The sequence below is a fragment of the Micromonospora sp. NPDC049201 genome (assembly GCF_055586805.1).
This window is the reverse complement of sequence record NZ_JBVJHM010000008.1, coordinates 349,316-367,764: the sequence shown is the minus strand read 5'-3', so window position 1 is coordinate 367,764 and position 18,449 is coordinate 349,316. Positions and strand designations below refer to the sequence as shown.

The window sequence follows — 18,449 nt, the reverse complement described above, 5'->3', positions numbered from 1 at the left end:
CGTCGAGGGCCACGCCGAAGCTCCACCGGAAACGGGACGACACCCGGCCGCACGACGCCCCCGACCGACCGAACGGTGGACCGTCAGCTCGCCTCCACCAGCGGCAACGACTTCCCGACGCCGCCGCCCGGCAGCGCGATCGAGGAGAAGTGCGAGACCACGCGGTCGTCACTCGGGTCGTCGGCGGGCGTGCGGTGCACCGCGAGCCGGCGGTAGAGCGTGTCCCGCTGGGCCGGGATCCGGTCCGCCGACCGGATCATGCCGATCAGCTCGTGCAGGTTGGACCGGTGCCGGGCGCCGGCCGAGGAGATGACGTTCTCCTCCAGCATGATCGAGCCCAGGTCGTCCACGCCCATGTGCAGCGCGAGCTGCCCGACGTCCTTGCCCGTGGTCAGCCAGGAGGCCTGGAGGTGCGGCACCGTCTCGAAGAAGAGCCGGGCCACCGCGACCAGGCGCAGGTATTCCAGCGCGGTGGCCTGGGTGCGGCCCTTCAGGTGGTTGTTCTCCGGCTGGTACGTCCACGGGATGAAGGCCCGGAAGCCGGCGGTGCGGTCCTGCACGTCCCGGATCATCCGCAGGTGCTCGATGCGCTCCGCGTTGGTCTCGCCGGTGCCCATCATCATGGTCGCGGTCGACTCCAGGCCCTGCCGGTGCGCCAGCTCCATCACCTCGAGCCACCGCGCGCCCGACTCCTTCAGCGGCGCGATCGCCTTACGCGGCCGGTCCGGCAGCATCTCGGCGCCGGCGCCGGCGATCGAGTCCAGCCCGGCCGCCTTGATCCGGGCGATGGCCTCGTCGAGGCTCACCCCGGAGACCTTCGCCATGTGCAGGATCTCGCTCGGGCCGATCGAGTGGATGACGAGCTGCGGGTAGGCCCGCTTGACCGAGGAGAACAGCTCCTCGTAGTAGTCCACGCCGTAGTCCGGGTGGTGGCCGCCCTGGAGCATGACCTGGGTGGCGCCCAGCTCGACCGCCTCGCCGCAGCGGCGCAGGACCTCCTCGGTCGGGTGGGTCCAGCCCTCGGCGTGCTTGGGGGCCCGGTAGAACGCGCAGAACTTGCACGCCGTCACGCAGACGTTCGTGTAGTTGATGTTGCGGTCGATCAGGTACGTGACGATGTTGTCCGGGTACCGGCGCCGCCGTACCGCGTCGGCCGCCTCGCCCAGCGCGTGGAAGGGCGCCTCGGTGTAGAGCAGCAGCGCCTCCTCGGGCGTGATCCGCCCGCCGTCCGCGCCGCGCTGCAGGATGTCGTCGATCTCCCGGTTCGCCGTCACATCCCCGAGGGTACGCCGGCCGGTCGCCCAGGCCCGCGAGGGTGCGCCGGCACCGGCCCTGCCGGGTTCTTCGAATCGCGCCAGGTCGTGTCGGACAGCTCAGGGAGGACGACTGGGATCACCAGCCGGCAGCATGCACTAATGAAAGCGATATACCTGTGAGTCATTTTTATGACACACAGGTATATCGCTCCGACGTGATGGTTCCTTCCTCCTGGTCACGGTCGGTGACCTCGGAACGACGACTCAGACCGGTCTACGCGTCGTAGTCGACCGTCAGCTGCTCGGTCACCGGGCTGGACTGGCAGGTCAGGACGTAGCCGGCGGCCAACTCGTCCGGCTCCAGCGCATAGTTGCGGGCCATCGTCACCTCACCGGAGGTGACCCGGGCCCGGCAGGTCGAGCAGACGCCGCCCTTGCACGCGTACGGCAGCTCGCCCCGCACCCGGAGCGCGGCGTCCAGCACCCGCTCGTCCCGGCGCATGGTGAAACTCGACGAACGCCCGTCCAGCACGATCGTCACCTCGGCGCCCGCGCCCGGCTGCTCGACCGGGCGGCGCACCGGCTCCGGCGGGGCGTCCACGTGGAACAGCTCGGTGTGCACCGCCGCGTCGGGCACGCCGCGCCCGGCCAGCACCGCCTTGGCGTCCACCACCATGCCGTACGGGCCGCAGAGGAACCACTCCTCGATCTGGTCGCCCGGCACCACGGTGTCCAGCAGCCGGGTCAGCCGGTCCGCGTCGATCCGCCCGGACAGCAGCGCCGACTCGCCCATCTCGCGGCTGAGCACGTGCACCAGGTGCAGCCGGGTCGGGTAGCGGTCCTTCAGGTCGGCCAGCTCCTCGGCGAACATCACCGTGTTCGCCGTGCGGTTGCCGTACACCAGGGTGAAGGTGCTCCGCGGCTCGACGGCCAGCGCGGTCGCGACCAGGCCGAGCACCGGCGTGATGCCGGAACCGGCGACCACCGCGCCGTACCGGCGGACCCGGTCCGGCGCGAACGCGGAGGTGAAGTGCCCGAGCGGCGGCAGCACCTCGACGGTGTCCCCGTCGCGCAGCGCGCCGCAGGCATACCCGGAGAACGCCCCGCCCGGGACCTCGCGCACCCCGATCCGCAACCGGCCGTGCCGGGCCAGCTCGTCCGGGGTGGAACAGATCGAGTACGACCGTCGCGCCTCCGCGGACTCCGGGTCGTCGGCGACGGCCGGACGGCGGACCGTGAGGTGCTGCCCGGCGGAGAACGCGAACGTCTCCCGCAGCTCCTCCGGCACCGCGAAGGTGATCGACACGGAGTCGTCGGTGAGCCGGTCGACGGCGGCGACCGGCAGCGGGTGGAAGACCGGCCGGCGGCGGACCGGCCGGGTGATGGTGACAGTCACAGCGCCTTCAGGTGGTCGAAGGGTTCGGCACAGGAGCGGCAGCGCCACAGCGCCTTGCAGGCGGTGGAGCCGAACCGGCTGACCTGCGTGGTCTCCGGTGATCCGCAGCGCGGGCAGCGGACCGCCAGGGTCAGCGGCACCACCGTGTCGTCGCCGCGCGGGGCGGGCGGGGCGATGCCGGCGGCGGCCAGTTTCGCCCGGCCCGCGTCGGAGATCCAGTCGGTGGACCAGGCCGGCGCGTAGACGGTGCGGACCTCGGCGTCCGGATGACCGGCGACGGCGAGCGCGCGGCGGATGTCCGCGCGGATCACGTCCATGGCCGGGCAGCCGGTGTAGGTGGGGGTGATGGTGACGACGACCCGGCCGGTGGCCGGCTCCTCCTCGACCGCGCGCAGGATGCCCAGCTCGTCGATGGTGATGACCCGGATCTCCGGATCCACCACCGCCGCCACGGCCGCCCTGGGGTCGGTCACCAGTGCCACCCTCTGTTCGCGACTGCCGGGCTCCGCTGCGCTGCACTCCTCGCGCTCACCAGTGCGCTCCGGGGTGGGCGCGGCGCAGCACCTGCATCTCGGCCAGCAGGTAGGAGAGGTGCTCGGTGTGCACGCCGTCCCGGCCCCCGCCGGGCGTCCAGCGCGTTTCCGGGCGGGTGAGCGTGGCCTCGTCCAGCACCGCGGCCACGGTGGCGTCGAAGTCGGCCCGCAGCGTGGCCGGGTCGACCGGCGCCGCCGGGTCGCCGGTGAACAGCTCGTGGACGTACGGCCATACCTGGTCGACCGCGTCCTGCATGCGACGGTGCGACTCGTCGGTGCCGTCGCCGAGCCGCTTCACCCAGAGCGAGGCGTGGTCCAGGTGGTACGCCGACTCCTTGCGCGCCTTCGCGCCGACCGCGGCCAGCCGGTCGTCGCCGCAGCCGGCCAGCGCGGTGTAGAGCGGAAGCTGCCAGGCGGCCAGGAAGAACAGCTTCGCCATGGTCACGCCGAAGTCGCCGTTGGGCAGCTCGACCAGCAGGCAGTTGCGGAACTCCCGGTCGTCGCGCAGGTAGGCCAGGTCGTCCTCGTTCCGGCCGGCGCCCTCCAGCTCGCCCGCGTAGGTGAGCAGCAGTCGGGCCGCGCCCAACTGGTCGAGGGCGATGTTGGCCAGCGCGATGTCCTCTTCCATCTCCGGCGCGCGGGTGGTCCACTCGCCGAGCCGCTGCGCCGCGATCAGCGCGTCGTCGCCGAGGGCGAGCGTGAAGTCGAAGACGCCGCTCACAGGTGGGCCACCCCGTCCGGTACCTCGTAGAACGTGGGGTGGCGGTAGACCTTGTCGGCCGCCGGGTCGAAGAACGCGTCCTTCTCGTCCGGGCTGGACGCGGTGATCGCGCCGGCCGGCACCACCCAGATCGAGACGCCCTCCTGCCGGCGGGTGTAGAGGTCGCGGGCGTTGCGCAGCGCCAACTCGGCGTCGGGGGCGTGCAGGCTGCCGACGTGGGTGTGCGACAGGCCACGCCGGGCCCGCACGAACACCTCCCACAGGGGCGAGGACTGACTACTCATGCCGCCACCGGTTCCTTCCGCCCCACCCGCTTCGCGGCGTACGCCGCGGCGGCCTCCCGTACCCACGCGCCGTCGGCGTGGGCCCGCTGCCGGTGCGCCATCCGCTCCCGGTTGCACGGCCCGTCGCCCTTGATGACCCGCATCAGCTCGGCGTAGTCGGGCTGGGTGTAGTCGTACGCCTGCCGCTCGTCGTTCCAGCGCAGGCCCGGGTCGGGAATGGTCAGGCCGAGCACCTCCGCCTGGCCGACGCACATGTCGACGAAGCGCTGGCGCAGCTCGTCGTTGGAGAAGCGCTTGATCTTCCAGGCCATGGACTGCGCGCTGTGCGTGGAGTCGCCGTCCGGCGGGCCGAACATCGCCAGTGACGGATACCACCAGCGGTCCAGCGCGTCCTGGGCCATCGCCTTCTGGGCCGCGGTGCCGTGTGCCAGCGTGTGCAGGATCTCGTAGCCCTGACGCTGGTGGAACGACTCCTCCTTGCAGACCCGGATCATGGCGCGGGCGTACGGGCCGTAGGAGCAGCGGCACAGCGGCACCTGGTTGACGATCGCGGCGCCGTCCACCAGCCAGCCGATGGCGCCCACGTCGGCCCAGGTCAGCGTCGGGTAGTTGAAGATCGAGCTGTACTTCTGCCGGCCGTCGAGCAGCAGCTCCACCAGCTCGTCACGGCTGATGCCGAGCGTCTCGGCCGCCGCGTACAGGTAGAGCCCGTGGCCTGCCTCGTCCTGCACCTTGGCCAGCAGGATGGCCTTGCGCTTGAGCGAGGGGGCCCGGCTGATCCAGTTCCCCTCCGGCTGCATGCCGATGATCTCGGAGTGGGCGTGCTGGGCGATCTGCCGGATCAGCGTCTTCCGGTACGCCTCGGGCATCCAGTCCCGGGGTTCGATCTTCTGGTCGGCGTCGATCACGTCGGCGAAGTACGCCTCGAAGTCCTCGTCCGGCCCGGGGCCGCCCCGGCGGGCCCGCGCCGCGGCCTCGCGCAGCGCCGCCTCCGCGGCTTCCACCTCGCCGAGCAGGCCGCCGCCCGGAGCGTCCTCGGGCGGGGCGAAGTCGTTGCCATACATAAGGCCAGTGTTACAGCTCGCGACGCATGACACCAGAGGGTGTAACAGGATTCCGCAATCACCTCCGGTGGCCACGCGGAAGCCGAGGGTGGTCACCCCCGAGCTGGGAAAACGTTTGTGACGTCGACCACTTGCCGCACATGAAACCCCCCAGGAACCGCATATCTGCTCAATATCCCGCCCACCCGGCGAGTCGCCGAGTGTCGGGATCTGGCGGAATGCCAGTCCGGAAGTAGACTTCCCCCGGCACACCGATCGGCTGTCGTTGATCGCCAGTTTTCAGGCCACCGTCCCCCGGCCTCGTGGTGATCGGGCCGAACACATGCGGAAGCCGGTCCCCCCGGCCATACATCTGGAGTTCACCCACTCATGCGACCTCGCGTGACCATGGTGCTCGCCGTCGTGGCAGTGCTCGTCGGCGGCGGCATGCTGGTGCCCGCCGCGTACGCCCAGCTCTCCGGCGGAGACAGCCCGAGCAGCCTCGGCGGCTTCGGCGGCGGCACCGAACAGGTGCCGGCGCCCGCCCCGAGCGCGCCCCCGTCCCCGACGCTCGCCGACGCCCCGGTCTCGGTGGACTTCCGGGGTGACTTCTTCTCCTGGGCGCTGATGGACCGCGCGACCGGCACGGTCACCGGCGCGAAGAACATGAACCGGACCAGCTCCACCGAGTCGATGCTCAAGACCTGGATCGTCTCCGACTACCTGCGCCAACTCGGTGACAAGGAGCCCTCCGCCGAACTCAAGAAGGCGGCGAGCGTGGCCATCCGGGACAGCAACGACGACGGGGCGAACCGGGTCTACCGGGCGGCCGGCGGGTCGTACCAGAAGCAACCGGGCAACAAGCTGAACCCGGTGCTCCAGCGCGCCGTCAAGATCTGCGGCCTGACCGACACCAGGGCCGGCACCGTGCCCGCGTACCTGGGTTGGTGGAGCTTCACCGAGATGTCCCCCCGGGACGCGGTCCGGCTCGGCGACTGCATCGCCGACGGCAAGGCCGCCGGGCCGAAGTGGACGAAGTGGGTCATGAACGAGATGGCCAGCGTCCGGGGCAGCATCAAGAGCCAGCAGGAGAAGTCCGGCGGCGGCAAGTGGGGCATCATCGACGGCCTGCCCGCCTCGATCAAGGCCCAGGGCCCGGTGAGCATCAAGAACGGCTGGACCCGGCTCGCCTACGACGGCAACTGGCACGTCAACTGCCTGGCGGTCACCGACAAGTGGAGCCTCGCGGTGATGATGCGCTATCCGGGCGCCGTCGGCCTGTGGTACGGGTCGAAGCTCTGCGCGAGCGTCGCCACGCAGCTCGTCACCCCGCAGCCCGGCGCCGCGCTCAAGGTGCCGCAGCAGCCGATCGGGAAACTCTGATGGCCGGCGCCCGGCGACGGCCCGGCAGTCACCGCCGCCCGCTGGCGTTCAGCGCGGTGGCGGTGGCCCTGGTCGGCCTGCTGGTCCTCGCGCTCCGACTGGTCCCCGGTTCGCCGCTGCGGCCGACCGCCGCCGCGCATCCCGACGTGGCGGGTGACCGGTCCACCGCGCAGCCCACCGACCGTAGCGACCGGCCGGCGCCGGCGCCGTCGCTGGAGCCGCTGCCGTTCCAGACCAGGAACCTCGACGACCTCGACCTCAAGGGCTGGTACGCCTGGTCCGTGCTGGACAAGCGGACCGGGCAGATCATCGGCTCGAAGAACATGGGCGAGACCAGCACCACCGCGTCCCTGATCAAGTCCTGGGTGGTCGCCGACTACCTGCGCCGCAGCGCCGAGGCGGGAAAGACCCCGAGCGACGCCAAGCTCGACGACGCCACGCGGATCATCCGCGACAGCGACAACACCCGCGCCCAGCAGTTCTACGAGAGCGTGGGCAGCGCCGCCTCGATCAAGCGGCTGATCTCGATCTGCAAGCTGACCGACAGCAAGGTCGCCGCCGACGGCGGCTGGAGCCGGACGCTGCTGTCCCCGCGGGACACCGCCCGGCTCGGCCTCTGCATCGACGACGGCCGGGCGGCCGGGCCGAAGTGGACCACGTGGCTGCTCAACGAGATGCGCCTGGTGCGCGGCGCCGGCGACTTCGGCATCCGCAAGGCGTTCCCGGCCGCCGAGCAGAAGAAGATCGCCATCAAGAACGGCTGGATCGACCGGGAGAAGGAACAGGAGTACCACGTCAACTGCCTGGCGATCGGCGACACCTGGACGATGGGCGTGATGGTCAAGAGCCCGTTCAGCGTCGGCGGGTGGGACTACGGCATGAAGGCGTGCGAGCAGATCACCGAGGCGCTGCTGCGCGAGCCCACCTGATCCCGGCCCGGTGGCGCTGACCGCCGCACCCGGTCAGCGGTGGAAGAACTCCGGGCCGCCCGGCGGCAGCGCCGGCACCTCCCCGTACGCGGCGGCGCGGCGGGCGAACTCGCGCAGCCCGGCCACCTGCCGCTCGCCCAGCGAGAAGTCGAGCGTGCGGAAGTAGGTCGCCAGCGTCGCCGCGTCGAACGGCTCCCAGCGGGCCGCCGCCTCGGCCACCTGGTCCAGCTCGGCCAGACAGAGGTCACGCGAGCGCAGGAACGCCTCGTGCACCTCCTTGACCAGCCCCGGGTGGGCGGCGGCGAAGTCGCGGCGGACCGCCCAGACGGCGAACACCATCGGCATTCCGGTCCACTCGTGCCACGCCTGCCCGAGGTCGGTCACCGCGAGGCCCTTGCCGGGCGCCTCGTAGAGCGCACGCAGCGCCACGTCGCCGATCAGCACGCCGGCGTCGGCCTCCAGCAGCATCTGGGTCAGGTCGGGCGGGCAGCGGAAGTACTCCGGACGCACCCCGTACCGCTCGGCGAGCAGCACCTGGGCCAGCAGCACCCCGGTACGCGAGGTGGAGCCCAGCGCCACCTTGCCGCCGTCCAGCTCGGTCAGCGGCCGGGTGGAGACCATGTTGACCGAGAGCACCGGGCCGTCGCTGCCGACCGCCAGGTCGGGCAGGAGCAGCAGTTCGTCGGCGTGCTTCAGGAACTCCACGAGCGTGATCGGGCCGATGTCGAGGTCGCCCCGGACCAGGTCGGCGCTCAGCCGGTCCGGTGAGTCCTTGTGCAGGTCGACGTCGAGCAGCGCGCCGGACCGCATCAGCCCCCAGTAGATCGGGAGGCAGTTGAGGAACTGGATGTGCCCCACCCGGGGGCGGGCGATGCGGTCGGCCATGACCCGACCGTAGCCCCGCCCACAGCTCCCCGCCCCGCAGGGAGCCCCGGGAGTGGCCCATCCCGCACCGGGCTGGAAGGAGGGGCCCCTTGTTAACGCGTCCGGTAGAGAAGGGGCCCCTTCTCACCGCCCCATTCCGCGACCGCGGCGCGCTCGACACGTACCGCCCGGCGGACCGGCCCGGCCAGCGCCGCCACGACCAGCAGGCCGACCACCCCGCAGCCGACGACCAGCGGCCGGGGGTCGGCCACCGCCAGCAACAGGCCGCCGACCAGGTAGCCGCCCATCGCGGCACCCTGCACCGCCGCCCCGAAGACCGCGAACGCGCGCCCCCGGGCCACCTCCGGCACCCGGCGGGCCAGCAGCAGGTTGTTGAAGACGTTGTCGCCGCCGTTGGCGATGCCCCCCACCAGCCAGATCGGCACGAGCAGCCACGCCGACGGCACCGCCGCCGAGACGAGCACCGCCAGGCAGCAGCCGCCGAGCAGCACCAGCCCGGCCCCGAGCAGCGCGCCGTCGTCCGCGAGCCGGCGGGCGACCCGGGCGAACAGCCAGGCGCCGAGCACGATGCCGGCCGTCCAGGCGCCGGTGACCAGGCCGTACACGGTGGTGGAGCTGTTCAGCGTCTCGCGGATGAAGAAGACCTCGATCACGTTGATCGCCCCCACCGCGCCGACCACCGCGGCCACGCTGCCGACCATGACCAGCAGCATCGGGTCGCGACGCAGCCGCCAGGCGGGCGTGGCCACGGCGACGCCGGCCGCCGCCGTGGCCCGGCCACCCCGTCGGGTACGGATGAGCAGCGCGGCCACCACCAGCGCGAGGTAGCTGACCGCGTCGACGAGCAGCGGCACCCGGGTGCCGAACTGCCCGACGAGCAGCCCGGCCAGCGCCGGCCCGGCGAGCGCGCCCAGCGTGCCGGCGGTCTGGTTGAGCGCGCCGGCCCGGGGCAGGTCCTCGGCCCGGACCATGACCGGCACCAGCGCGGCGAGCACCGGCTGGGTGACCGCGAGCCCGGTCGCCAGCAGCGCCACCAGCGCGAGGACCAGGGCCGGTGCCGTCGCGTACGCCAGCGCCGCGCAGATCGCGGACTGCACCAGGCCGGCGACGATCAGCAGGGTCCGGCTGTCCACCCGGTCGGCGAGGCGTCCGGTCAGCGGGGCGAGCGCGACGAGCGGCAGCGTCGCGGCGAGCAGCAGCCCGGAGACGGCGAGGCCGCCCGCGCCGGCGGACTGGAGCGCGAGCGTCAGCGCGGTGGCCGCGAGGAAGTCCCCGCAGCTGGAGACGCCCCGGGCGGTGGCGGCGAGCCAGACGTCCGGCCAGCGCGACGAGCCAGTTGTGAAGGACATACTTCGAAAATAATCCTTCACGACTGGCGCGCGCAACCCACCTCAGTCGATGGGCATCGCCCGGTACTGCATCGCCACCTTGCGTACCCCCGCCGGCGGATCGGTCCGGCTCCGCTGCCGGTACGGCGACGTCAGCGCCCGGATCGCCTCGTTCAGCTCGACCAACTCCTCGGCGGTCACCAGCAGCACGCTGTCGCTGAACCAGAACGACTCGTACCACTCGCGCGGCTCGTCCGGCACCCGGCGCAGCCAGTCCCGGACCCGCTGCGCGTCGCGGACCAGGTGCGCCTCGATCAGCGCCGCCTCGGCGGCGTGCGTCTCCGGGTCGGCGTCCGGCCCGGCCTCGACCGAGTACGACGGGTTCACCGCCTGCCACACCCGCTCCCGCGCGTCACCCCGGCCGGCCGCCTCGCGGACCAGGCCGAACTTCGCCAACTCGCGCAGGTGGTAGCTGGTGGCGCTCGGCGACAGGCCGGCGACGCCGGCACACTCGGTGGCGGTCGCGCCGCCCTCCACCGCGCTGAGGTGTTCGATGATCGCCATGCGGGCCGGGTGGGCGAGCGCCCGCATCACCTGCGGGTCGCTGATAGTCACCCGGTGCTGTTCGGGACGCGCCTCGGTCATGCCCCCATGATCCCGCGCCGGCCGGCGACCGGCGCACGAGGCGGCGCCCGGCAGCGCCGGCCGCGTCCGGCCGGAATCCGGTGGCGTCGCCGATCAGGGCCTCCGTATAGTGGATGACCGCCCGACGGCCGCGGTGAGCATGCACCGCAGCGGACGTCCCCGCGCCGGGAGCAGGCCAACCGCCCCCGGACACGCGAGCGAGCATCATGTTGAGCCTGGGAGTTCACAGTGCCCGCACCGGAACTGACCGCCACCACCCCGCTCGACGACGAACTCGTCGCCGAACGGGCCCACCTGGACACCTCCCGCGCCGCGCTGCGCCGGATGCGGGAGCGCGCCGAGTCGCTGTTCGCCACCGGCGACAAGGTGGCCGGCGACGCGTACACCGCCGAACAGCTCGGCCGGCACATGGCCCGGCGGGTCAAGGAGCTGGCCGACGATCCGACCACCCCGCTCTTCTTCGGCCGGCTGGACTTCGGCGGGCACGCCGACAGCCCGCCCAGCGGGGAGACGGACCCGGACCACGCCGGGCGGAACTACCACGTCGGGCGGCGCCACGTCACCGACGACCTGGGTGAACCGCTGGTGCTCGACTGGCGGGCCCCGGTGTCCCGATCGTTCTACCGGGCCAGCGCCCGCGACCCGCAGGGCGTCGCGGTGCGCCGCCGGTTCGGCTTCAGCGCCGGCGCGCTGACCAGCTTCGAGGACGAACACCTCGACCGGGGCGAGGAACTCGGCACGGCCAGCCGCATCCTCACCGCCGAGATCGAACGCCCCCGCGTCGGCCCGATGCGCGACATCGTCGCCACCATCCAGCCCGAGCAGGACGAGCTGGTCCGGGCCGACCTGGCCGACTCGATCTGCGTGCAGGGCGCGCCGGGCACCGGGAAGACCGCGGTCGGGCTGCACCGCGCCGCGTACCTGCTCTATCTGCACCGGGAACGGCTGCGCCGCTCGGGTGTGCTGATCGTCGGGCCGAACCGGGCGTTCCTGTCGTACATCGCGGCGGTGCTGCCGGCGCTCGGGGAGGTCGAGGTCGAGCAGGCCACCGTCGAGGACCTGCTCGCCCGCGTGCCGGTCCGCGCGGTCGACGACCCGGCCACCGCCGCGCTCAAGCACGACATCCGGATGGCCGAGGTGCTGCGTCGCGCCGTCGAGGCCCACATCGGTACGCCCACCGAGCCGATCATGGTCTCGGACGGCTCGTACCGCTGGCGGATCGGGCTCGACCCGCTGCACCGCCTGGTCACCGAGACGCGGCAGGAGGGACTGCCCTACGCCACCGGCCGGGACCGGGTCCGGGCCCGGGTGGTGGGGCTGCTGCAACGCCAGGCCGAGGCCCGCCGCGCCGAGTCGCCGTCGGACGCCTGGCTGCGCCGGATGAGCCGGATCAAGCCGGTCACCGACCTGCTCGACGCGGTCTGGCCGGCGCTCACCCCGGACGGGCTGCTGCACCGGCTGCGGACCGACGCCGAAGCGCTCGCCGCCGCCGCCGACGGGCTGCTCACCGCCGACGAGCAGGAGCTGTTCCGCGCCGGCAAGGTCGGACGCACCGCGAAGACGACCCGGTGGACCGCCGCCGACGCGGTCCTCCTCGACGAGGTCGCCGGGCTGCTGGAGCGACCCGCCGGGTTCGGTCACGTGGTGGTCGACGAGGCGCAGGACCTCTCGCCGATGCAGTGCCGGGCCATCGCCCGCCGCAGCGAACACGGCTCGATCACGCTCCTCGGCGACCTGGCCCAGGGCACCGCGCCCTGGGCCGCGACCGACTGGCGGGAGTCCCTGGCCCACCTGGGCAAGCCGGACGCCGCGGTGGTGCCGCTGAGCGTCGGCTTCCGGGTGCCGGCCGCCGTGGTCGCGTTCGCGAACCGGCTGCTGCCCGCGCTCGCCGTCGACGTACCCCCGGCCCGGTCGCTGCGCCACGACGGGGCGCTCGATGTGCGTACCGTCGAGGACCTGACGGCCGCGACGGTGGCCGAGGTGCGGGCGGCGCTGGCGCACGACGGCTCGGTGGGCGTGATCGCCGCCGACGACACGGTGGACCGGCTCCGCGCGGCGCTCGACGCCGCCGGCGTCGAGACCGCGACCGCCGACGACGTCGAGGCCGCGGCGCGCGTCACCGTCGTCCCGGCGACGCTCGTCAAGGGCCTGGAGTACGACCACGTGGTGGTCGTCGAACCGGCCGCGATCGTGGCCGCCGAGCCGCGCGGCCTGCACCGCCTCTACGTGGTGCTGACCCGGGCGGTCTCCGGGCTGGCGGTGCTGCACCGCGCCCCGCTGCCCGCCCCGCTGGCCGACTGACGGAACCGGTGGCCCCCGGGCGGGGCGACTGGCGGGCACCCGGTACACAGGGGAGGACCGTCCCCCGCCCGAGGAGCCCGCGATGATCCTGGCCCGCGCCGAACAGGTCAGCCGCCGCTACGGCGAGGTGCTGGCGCTGGACCGGGTCGACCTGACCGTCCGGGGCGGGGAGCTGGTCGGCCTGCTCGGCCCGAACGGCGCCGGCAAGAGCACCCTGATCAACCTGCTGGTGGGGCTGCGTCGCCCGACCGCCGGCCGGGTCGAGCTGCTCGGCGGTGACCCGCGCGACCCGGCGAGCCGGCGACAGCTCGGGGTGACCCCGCAGGAGACCGGCCTACCCGGCACGCTGCGGGTCGGCGAGGTGGTCGACTTCGTCTCCGCGCACTTCCCCGACCCGGTGCCCCGGGGTGAGCTGCTCGACCGGTTCGGCCTCACCGACCAGGTGCGCCGGCAGACCGGCGGTCTCTCCGGCGGGCAACGCCGGCGGCTGGCCGTCGCGCTGGCGTTCGTCGGCCGGCCCCGGCTGGTGGTGCTGGACGAGCCCACCACCGGGCTCGACGTGGAAGCGCGGCACGCGCTCTGGGACGCGATCCGCGGCTTCCACGCCGACGGTGGCACGGTGCTGCTGAGCAGCCACTACCTGGAGGAGGTGGAGGCGCTCGCCCAGCGGGTGGTGGTGATCGGCCACGGGCGGGTGCTCGCCGACGACTCGGTGGCGGCGATCCGGGGCATCGTCGGCGTACGCCGGGTCAGCCTGGTCGCCGACGACCTGCCGGCGCTGCCCGGGGTGGTCGCCACCGAACGCGTCGACGGGCGGGTCCACCTGCTCACCACCGACGCCGACCAGCTCGTCCGCGACCTGGTCACCGCCGGCGTGGCGTTCCGCGACCTGGAGGTCCGCCCCACCTCGCTGGAGGAGGCGTTCCTCGCCATCACGGCCGACGCCCGGCCCGCGCCCACCCCCGCCTAGGAGACCGCCGTGCCGCTCGCCCTGGTCCACGCCCGCTACCAGCTCCTGGAGATCATCCGGATCCCGGTGGCGGTGGTGGGCAGCGCGTTCTTCCCCGCCGCCGCGATGCTCTTCTTCGTGGTGCCGTTCGCCGGCGACGACCCCACCGGCGCCACCTACGCCACCGCCGCCATGGTCACCTTCGCGACCATGAGCGCCAACATCTTCCAGTACGGCGTGGGCGTCGCCGAGGACCGCGACCAGCCCTGGAACCCGTACACCCGGACCCTGCCGGCCGGGCCGACGCCGCGCCTGGCCGGGCGGATCCTGGCCGGCCTGGTGCTGACCTACCTGTCGATGGTGCCGGTGGTGGTGATCGCGGCGGTGGCCACCGCGGCCCGGGTCACCGTGGCGCAGTTCCTGATCGGGCTCGCCGCGGTCGCCGTGATCTCGGTGCCGTTCACGCTGCTCGGCCTCGCGATCGGTTACTCGTTGCCGAGCAAGGCGGCGATCGTGGTGGCGCAGGTGCTCTTCTTCCCGCTGGCGTTCGGCGGGGGCCTGCTCTCCGCGCCGGACCAGGCCCCCGGTTTCGTCCAGGCGGTCGCCCCCTACCTGCCGACCCGGGGCGCGGTGGAGTTGATGTGGGCGGCGGTCACCGACTGGCGGCCCGATCCCCGGGCGCTGGTGATGCTGGTGGTCTGGGTGGTGGCGCTCGCCGCGGTCGCCGGCTGGGCGTACCGGCGGGACGAGGGACGCCGCTTCCGCTGACGTTTTGTCCGGTTCCGGCCCGGCGGCCGGCCCGGTGGTGCCACGATGCCGGCAGGGCGGGCCAGCGGGACCGCCCCCGGCGGAAGGGGTCACCGTGAACGGCGTCGAGCCCGGCACACCCTGCTGGACCGACCTGGCCACCCCCGGACTGGACGATGCGAGACGGTTCTACCCGCAACTGTTCGGCTGGACCGGGCGGATCTCCACCGTGCCGGACGCCGGCGGCTACACCGTCTTCCTCAAGGACGGCAAGGCGGTCGCCGGGGTCGGCCCGCCGGCCACCCCGGACCAGGTGCCGGTCTGGTCGACGTACGTGGCCACGGACGACGCCGACCTGGTCGCCACCCGGGTCGCGGCGGCCGGCGGGCAGGTGGTCGTCGCCCCGTTCGACGTCGCCGCGCAGGGTCGGATGGCGGTGCTCGCCGACCCGGCCGGCGCGGTGTTCAGCGTCTGGCAGCCGATGGCGATGCGCGGCGCGGAGTTGTTCAACGCGCCCGGCGCGATGTGCTGGAACGAGCTGGTCACCCCCGATCCGGAGGGAGCCCGGGAGTTCTACGCGCTGGTCTTCGGCTGGCATCCCGAGGAACGGTCGACCGGGCCGGCCCCCTACGTCGGATGGCGCTGCGGCGCGCGCATCGTCGCCGGGATGCTGCCGCCGGCCGAGCCGCTCCCCGCCGACCTGCCGGCGTACTGGACGGTCTACTTCGGGGTGGAGGACACCGACGCCACCGCGGCCCGCGCCGCCGAACTGGGCGGCACCATCCTCGTCCCGCCCCGGGACAATCCGGCCGGTCGCGCCGCCGCCCTCCGCGACCCCCACGGCGCCCTCTTCTCCGTCTCCACCCTCCGCTGACCCGCACCACGCCACACCACGCCCGCACCACGCCACGCCACGCCGCGCCCACGCCGCGCCCGCGCCACGCCGCGCCCGCGCCACGCCGCGCCCACGCCACGCCCCGCCGCGCCCGCGCAGTTTCACGGAAAGCGTGGCTATTCGGCCGCGAATAGCCACGCTTTCCGTGAATTAGCGGGGGGCGGGGGCGGGGCGGGGGGAGAGGGGCGGGTCAGTGGGGGCGGGGGCGGACGGGGACCACCAGGGGGCCGTGGTCGCCGGGGATCACGCGGACGTGGGCGCGGTAGTGGCGGGCGAGCAGGTCCTCGGTGAGCACCTCGGCGGGTGGGCCGGCGGCGGCCACCCGGCCGTCGGCGAGCAGCACCAGACGGTCGGCGTACTCGCCGGCGATGGAGAGGTCGTGCATGGTGGCGAGCACGGTCAGGTCGTGCTCGCGGCGGAGCTGGTCGACCAGTTCCAGCACCTCCTGCTGGTGCCCGATGTCCAACGCGCTGGTCGGCTCGTCGAGCAGCAGCAGGGTGGCGCCCTGGGCCAGCGCCCGGGCCAGGAAGACCCGCTGCCGCTCGCCGCCGGAGAGCGTGGCCAGCTCGCGGCTGCCGAACCCGGCCAGGTCGAGCCGGGCCAGCACCTGGCGCACGGCGGCCAGGTCGGCGGCGGACTCCCGACCCAGCGGCGGCATGTGGGGCGTGCGCCCGAGCAGCACGTAGTCGACGACCGCCATGCCGGCCGGCACCGCCGGTGACTGCGCCACGGTGGCCACCACCCGGGCCCGGTCGCGGCGGCGCATCGCGCGGATCGGCGTACCGAAGAGGGAGACGGCGTCCGGCGCGGGCAGCAGGCCGCCGACGGCGCGCAGCAGCGTCGACTTGCCGGCGCCGTTGGGGCCGATGACGGTGACCCACTCGCCCACCGCGACGGTCAGGTCGACGCCGGCCAGGACCGGACTGCCGCCCAGCTCGACCCGCAGGTCCCGGACCTCGACCGCGGCGGTCATGCTGGTCCCCCGGCGTGCGACTGCGGGGCTCGCAAACCCGGCTCACTCCTCGCGCTCACGCGCGCACCCCGCGGGCGGTGCGCAGGATCAGGACGAAGAACGGGCCGCCGAGCAGCGCGGTCACCACGCCGATGGGGATCTCGGCGGGTGCCGCGGCGGTCCGCGCGACCACGTCGGTCAGCGCCAGGAACGCGCCGCCGAAGAGCATCGACAGCGGCAGGATCACCCGGTGGCTGGAACCGGCGAGCAGCCGGACGGTGTGCGGCACGATGATGCCGACGAAACCGATCAGGCCGGAGGCGGAGACCGCGGCGGCGGTGCCCAGCGAGGCGGCGGCGATCAGCAGGTAGCGGGACCGCTGCGGGTGCAACCCGAGGCTGGTGGCCTCGTCGTCGCCGAGGGCGAGCACGTCCAGCTCCCGCCGGTGCGCCAGCACCACCACGGCGGTGAGCAGGAAGTACGGCAGGACCAGCAGGACGTCGTGCCAGCCGGCGGTGGAGAGCCGCCCGAGCAGCCAGGAGTACACCTGTTGGAGGCTGTCCGAGTGCGCTTGCAGCAGGTAGGTCTGCCCGGCGGCGAGGAACGCCGAGACGGCCACCCCGGCCAGGATCAGCGTGGCCGGTGAACGGTCCCGGCCACCGGCGGCGCCGAGCAGGTACGTCATCGCCACCGCGCCGAGCGAGCCGACGAACGCGGCGAGCGGGACGGTGACCGGCAGACCGGTGAGCGCCCCGCCGGCCCCGGCGCCGAGCACGATCGCCGCGGTGACCGCGAGCCCGGCCCCGGCGGCCACGCCGAGCAGGTACGGGTCGGCCAGCGGGTTGCGGAAGACACCCTGGTAGCAGCCGCCGGCCAGGGCGAGCAGCGCGCCGACGAGCAGACCGAGCACGACCCGGGGCAGGCGCAGCTCGGTGACGATGGCGACCTCCTGCTCGGTGAGGCCGCTGTCCAGGTGCACGCCGGGCAGCAGGTTGAGCAGTTCCGCCGCGACGCTGCCGGGCGGCAGGCTGACCGGGCCGAACGAGACGCCGGCCACCAGCGCGACGAGCACCGCCACCAGGCCGGCGAGCAGCCAGCGTGTGCGCAGCCCGGCCGGCCGGGCCGGAGCGTCGGTGTGTGCCGCGCCCCGGCGGGGGTGCGGCAGCCGGCCGGCCGGCCGGGACGCGTCGGGCGTCCCGGCCGGCACGGGGTCCGCCGGTCGTACGGCCACGGTCAGGCCGGAACCTTGGCGGTGGCGTCGACGATCGCCTTCAGCAGCTCGACGACGCGCGGGCCCCAGCGCGAGGCGATGTCGTCGTCAAGCGCCACGACCTGGTTGTTCTTGACCGCGGTGAGGCCGGCCCACCCGCTGCGTGCCTTGACCGTGTCGGCGCTCTGCTGGCAGCACTTGGTGTCGGCCAGGAAGACGAAGTCGGGGTTCGCCTTGACGATGACCTCCTGGGAGAGCTGCGGGTAGCCGCCGCTCTTGCCGCCGGCGTCGGCCGGGTCGGCGATGTTCTCCAGCCCGGCGAGCGCGTAGATGGTGCCGATGAACGTCTTGCTGGTCGCGGTGTACAGCTCCGGACCCAGCTCGTGGTAGTAGGTCAGTTTCTCGGCGCGCTTGGGCAGGTCCTTGGTGAGCGCGGTGATGTCGTCCTTCATCTTCCGCACCACGGCGTCCGCCTCGGCCGGGTGGCCGGTGAGCTTGCCCAGGTCGGTGAGCTGCCGGTACGTGTCGTCGAGCGTGGTCGCGGCCGGGGTGAGCAGGACCGGGATCTTCAGCGCGACGAGCTGGCTGGCGATCTTGTTGGTGTCATTGGTGATCACCACCAGGTCGGGGCTCTTCGCGGCGATCGCCTCGGCGTTCGGCTGGTAGCCGGAGAGGTCGGTCTTCGGCGCGTCCGCCGGGTAGTTCGACTGGTCGTCGACGGCGGTGACCTGCTTGCCGGCGCCGATGGCGAAGAGCATCTCGGTCGAGGTCGGCGAGAGCGAGACGATCTTCTCGGGGCGCTTCTCCAGCGTCAGGTTGCCCACGCTGGCGGGGAACGAGCCGCCGGACGCGCCGGGGGCGGGGGCGTCGGTCGAGGTCTTCTCGGCGCAGCCGCCGAGCAGCAGCACGCCGGCCGCGAGCGCGGTGGCGAAGAGCCGAGGGGTAGGTCGGGTCACAGGTCCTCCTGTCGGTCGAGGAGCGTGGTGCTTCGC

The 18,449-nt window shown here is 73.4% G+C and carries 18 protein-coding genes; 6 read left to right on the top strand and 12 right to left on the bottom strand.

Annotated features, from left to right (window positions below):
- Positions 1-83 precede the first annotated feature (83 nt).
- From mqnC to paaA, 6 genes are all read right to left on the bottom strand, one after another.
- Positions 84-1,274 (bottom strand): cyclic dehypoxanthinyl futalosine synthase, encoded by a 1,191-nt coding sequence (gene mqnC, locus ACZ6O5_RS19965; RefSeq protein WP_465979018.1) that lies wholly within the window; start codon positions 1,272-1,274, stop codon positions 84-86.
- 256 nt (positions 1,275-1,530) lie between these two features.
- Positions 1,531-2,652, bottom strand: a complete 1,122-nt coding sequence (gene paaE, locus ACZ6O5_RS19960) for a 1,2-phenylacetyl-CoA epoxidase subunit PaaE (protein WP_465979016.1) — start codon at positions 2,650-2,652, stop codon at positions 1,531-1,533.
- Complete coding sequence (gene paaD / locus ACZ6O5_RS19955; RefSeq protein ID WP_465979014.1) at positions 2,649-3,125, bottom strand: 1,2-phenylacetyl-CoA epoxidase subunit PaaD; 477 nt, start codon at positions 3,123-3,125, stop codon at positions 2,649-2,651. The genes paaE and paaD overlap by 4 nt, the downstream gene beginning before the upstream one ends.
- Before the next feature lie 55 nt (positions 3,126-3,180).
- Positions 3,181-3,906, bottom strand: a complete 726-nt coding sequence (gene paaC, locus ACZ6O5_RS19950; protein ID WP_465979012.1) for a 1,2-phenylacetyl-CoA epoxidase subunit PaaC — start codon at positions 3,904-3,906, stop codon at positions 3,181-3,183.
- Positions 3,903-4,190, bottom strand: a complete 288-nt coding sequence (gene paaB / locus ACZ6O5_RS19945; RefSeq protein ID WP_405092052.1) for a 1,2-phenylacetyl-CoA epoxidase subunit PaaB — start codon at positions 4,188-4,190, stop codon at positions 3,903-3,905. The genes paaC and paaB overlap by 4 nt, the downstream gene beginning before the upstream one ends.
- Positions 4,187-5,254 carry a 1,2-phenylacetyl-CoA epoxidase subunit PaaA gene (gene paaA, locus ACZ6O5_RS19940; protein ID WP_465979010.1) on the bottom strand — a complete coding sequence of 356 codons (1,068 nt, stop codon included), beginning with the start codon at positions 5,252-5,254 and terminating at the stop codon, positions 4,187-4,189. Before paaA ends, paaB begins: the two co-directional genes overlap by 4 nt.
- Before the next feature lie 369 nt (positions 5,255-5,623).
- Here paaA and ACZ6O5_RS19935 point away from each other — a divergent pair, with 369 nt between their 5' ends.
- A complete protein-coding gene (locus ACZ6O5_RS19935) occupies positions 5,624-6,616 on the top strand; it encodes a hypothetical protein (RefSeq protein ID WP_465979008.1) in 993 nt (330 codons plus the stop codon).
- The gene (locus ACZ6O5_RS19930) at positions 6,616-7,545 is read left to right on the top strand and encodes a serine hydrolase (RefSeq protein WP_465979006.1); all 930 of its coding nucleotides are present in this window, start codon (positions 6,616-6,618) and stop codon (positions 7,543-7,545) included. Before ACZ6O5_RS19935 ends, ACZ6O5_RS19930 begins: the two co-directional genes overlap by 1 nt.
- A gap of 33 nt (positions 7,546-7,578) precedes the next feature.
- Here the strand turns inward: ACZ6O5_RS19930 and ACZ6O5_RS19925 are convergent, their stop codons facing one another.
- The 3 genes from ACZ6O5_RS19925 to ACZ6O5_RS19915 all read right to left on the bottom strand — a co-directional run bounded on the left by ACZ6O5_RS19925 (position 7,579) and on the right by ACZ6O5_RS19915 (position 10,403).
- The gene (locus ACZ6O5_RS19925; protein ID WP_107154657.1) at positions 7,579-8,430 is read right to left on the bottom strand and encodes a menaquinone biosynthetic enzyme MqnA/MqnD family protein; all 852 of its coding nucleotides are present in this window, start codon (positions 8,428-8,430) and stop codon (positions 7,579-7,581) included.
- Positions 8,431-8,522: 92 nt separating this feature from the next.
- Positions 8,523-9,779, bottom strand: a complete 1,257-nt coding sequence (locus ACZ6O5_RS19920; RefSeq protein ID WP_465979004.1) for an MFS transporter — start codon at positions 9,777-9,779, stop codon at positions 8,523-8,525.
- A 42-nt stretch (positions 9,780-9,821) separates the two neighbouring features.
- Positions 9,822-10,403 (bottom strand): ArsR/SmtB family transcription factor, encoded by a 582-nt coding sequence (locus tag ACZ6O5_RS19915; RefSeq protein WP_465979002.1) that lies wholly within the window; start codon positions 10,401-10,403, stop codon positions 9,822-9,824.
- Between the two features lie 228 nt (positions 10,404-10,631).
- On the opposite strand from ACZ6O5_RS19915, the gene ACZ6O5_RS19910 reads away from it, so the two are divergent.
- The 4 genes from ACZ6O5_RS19910 (at position 10,632) to ACZ6O5_RS19895 (ending at position 15,274) form a co-directional block, all read left to right on the top strand.
- Positions 10,632-12,704, top strand: a complete 2,073-nt coding sequence (locus ACZ6O5_RS19910) for a HelD family protein (protein ID WP_465979000.1) — start codon at positions 10,632-10,634, stop codon at positions 12,702-12,704.
- Positions 12,705-12,786: 82 nt separating this feature from the next.
- Complete coding sequence (locus tag ACZ6O5_RS19905; protein WP_465978998.1) at positions 12,787-13,674, top strand: ABC transporter ATP-binding protein; 888 nt, start codon at positions 12,787-12,789, stop codon at positions 13,672-13,674.
- 9 nt (positions 13,675-13,683) lie between these two features.
- Positions 13,684-14,421 carry an ABC transporter permease gene (locus ACZ6O5_RS19900; RefSeq protein ID WP_465978996.1) on the top strand — a complete coding sequence of 246 codons (738 nt, stop codon included), beginning with the start codon at positions 13,684-13,686 and terminating at the stop codon, positions 14,419-14,421.
- Positions 14,422-14,515: 94 nt separating this feature from the next.
- Positions 14,516-15,274 carry a VOC family protein gene (locus ACZ6O5_RS19895; RefSeq protein ID WP_465978994.1) on the top strand — a complete coding sequence of 253 codons (759 nt, stop codon included), beginning with the start codon at positions 14,516-14,518 and terminating at the stop codon, positions 15,272-15,274.
- A gap of 211 nt (positions 15,275-15,485) precedes the next feature.
- On the opposite strand, the gene ACZ6O5_RS19890 is transcribed toward ACZ6O5_RS19895, so the two are convergent.
- The 3 genes from ACZ6O5_RS19890 to ACZ6O5_RS19880 all read right to left on the bottom strand — a co-directional run bounded on the left by ACZ6O5_RS19890 (position 15,486) and on the right by ACZ6O5_RS19880 (position 18,413).
- A complete protein-coding gene (locus ACZ6O5_RS19890; protein ID WP_465978992.1) occupies positions 15,486-16,268 on the bottom strand; it encodes an ABC transporter ATP-binding protein in 783 nt (260 codons plus the stop codon).
- Between the two features lie 55 nt (positions 16,269-16,323).
- Positions 16,324-17,412 (bottom strand): FecCD family ABC transporter permease, encoded by a 1,089-nt coding sequence (locus tag ACZ6O5_RS19885; protein ID WP_465979091.1) that lies wholly within the window; start codon positions 17,410-17,412, stop codon positions 16,324-16,326.
- Positions 17,413-17,480: 68 nt separating this feature from the next.
- On the bottom strand, positions 17,481-18,413 hold the full coding sequence (locus tag ACZ6O5_RS19880) for an ABC transporter substrate-binding protein (protein WP_465978990.1): 933 nt from the start codon (positions 18,411-18,413) through the stop codon (positions 17,481-17,483).
- Between the last annotated feature and the right edge of the window lie 36 nt (positions 18,414-18,449).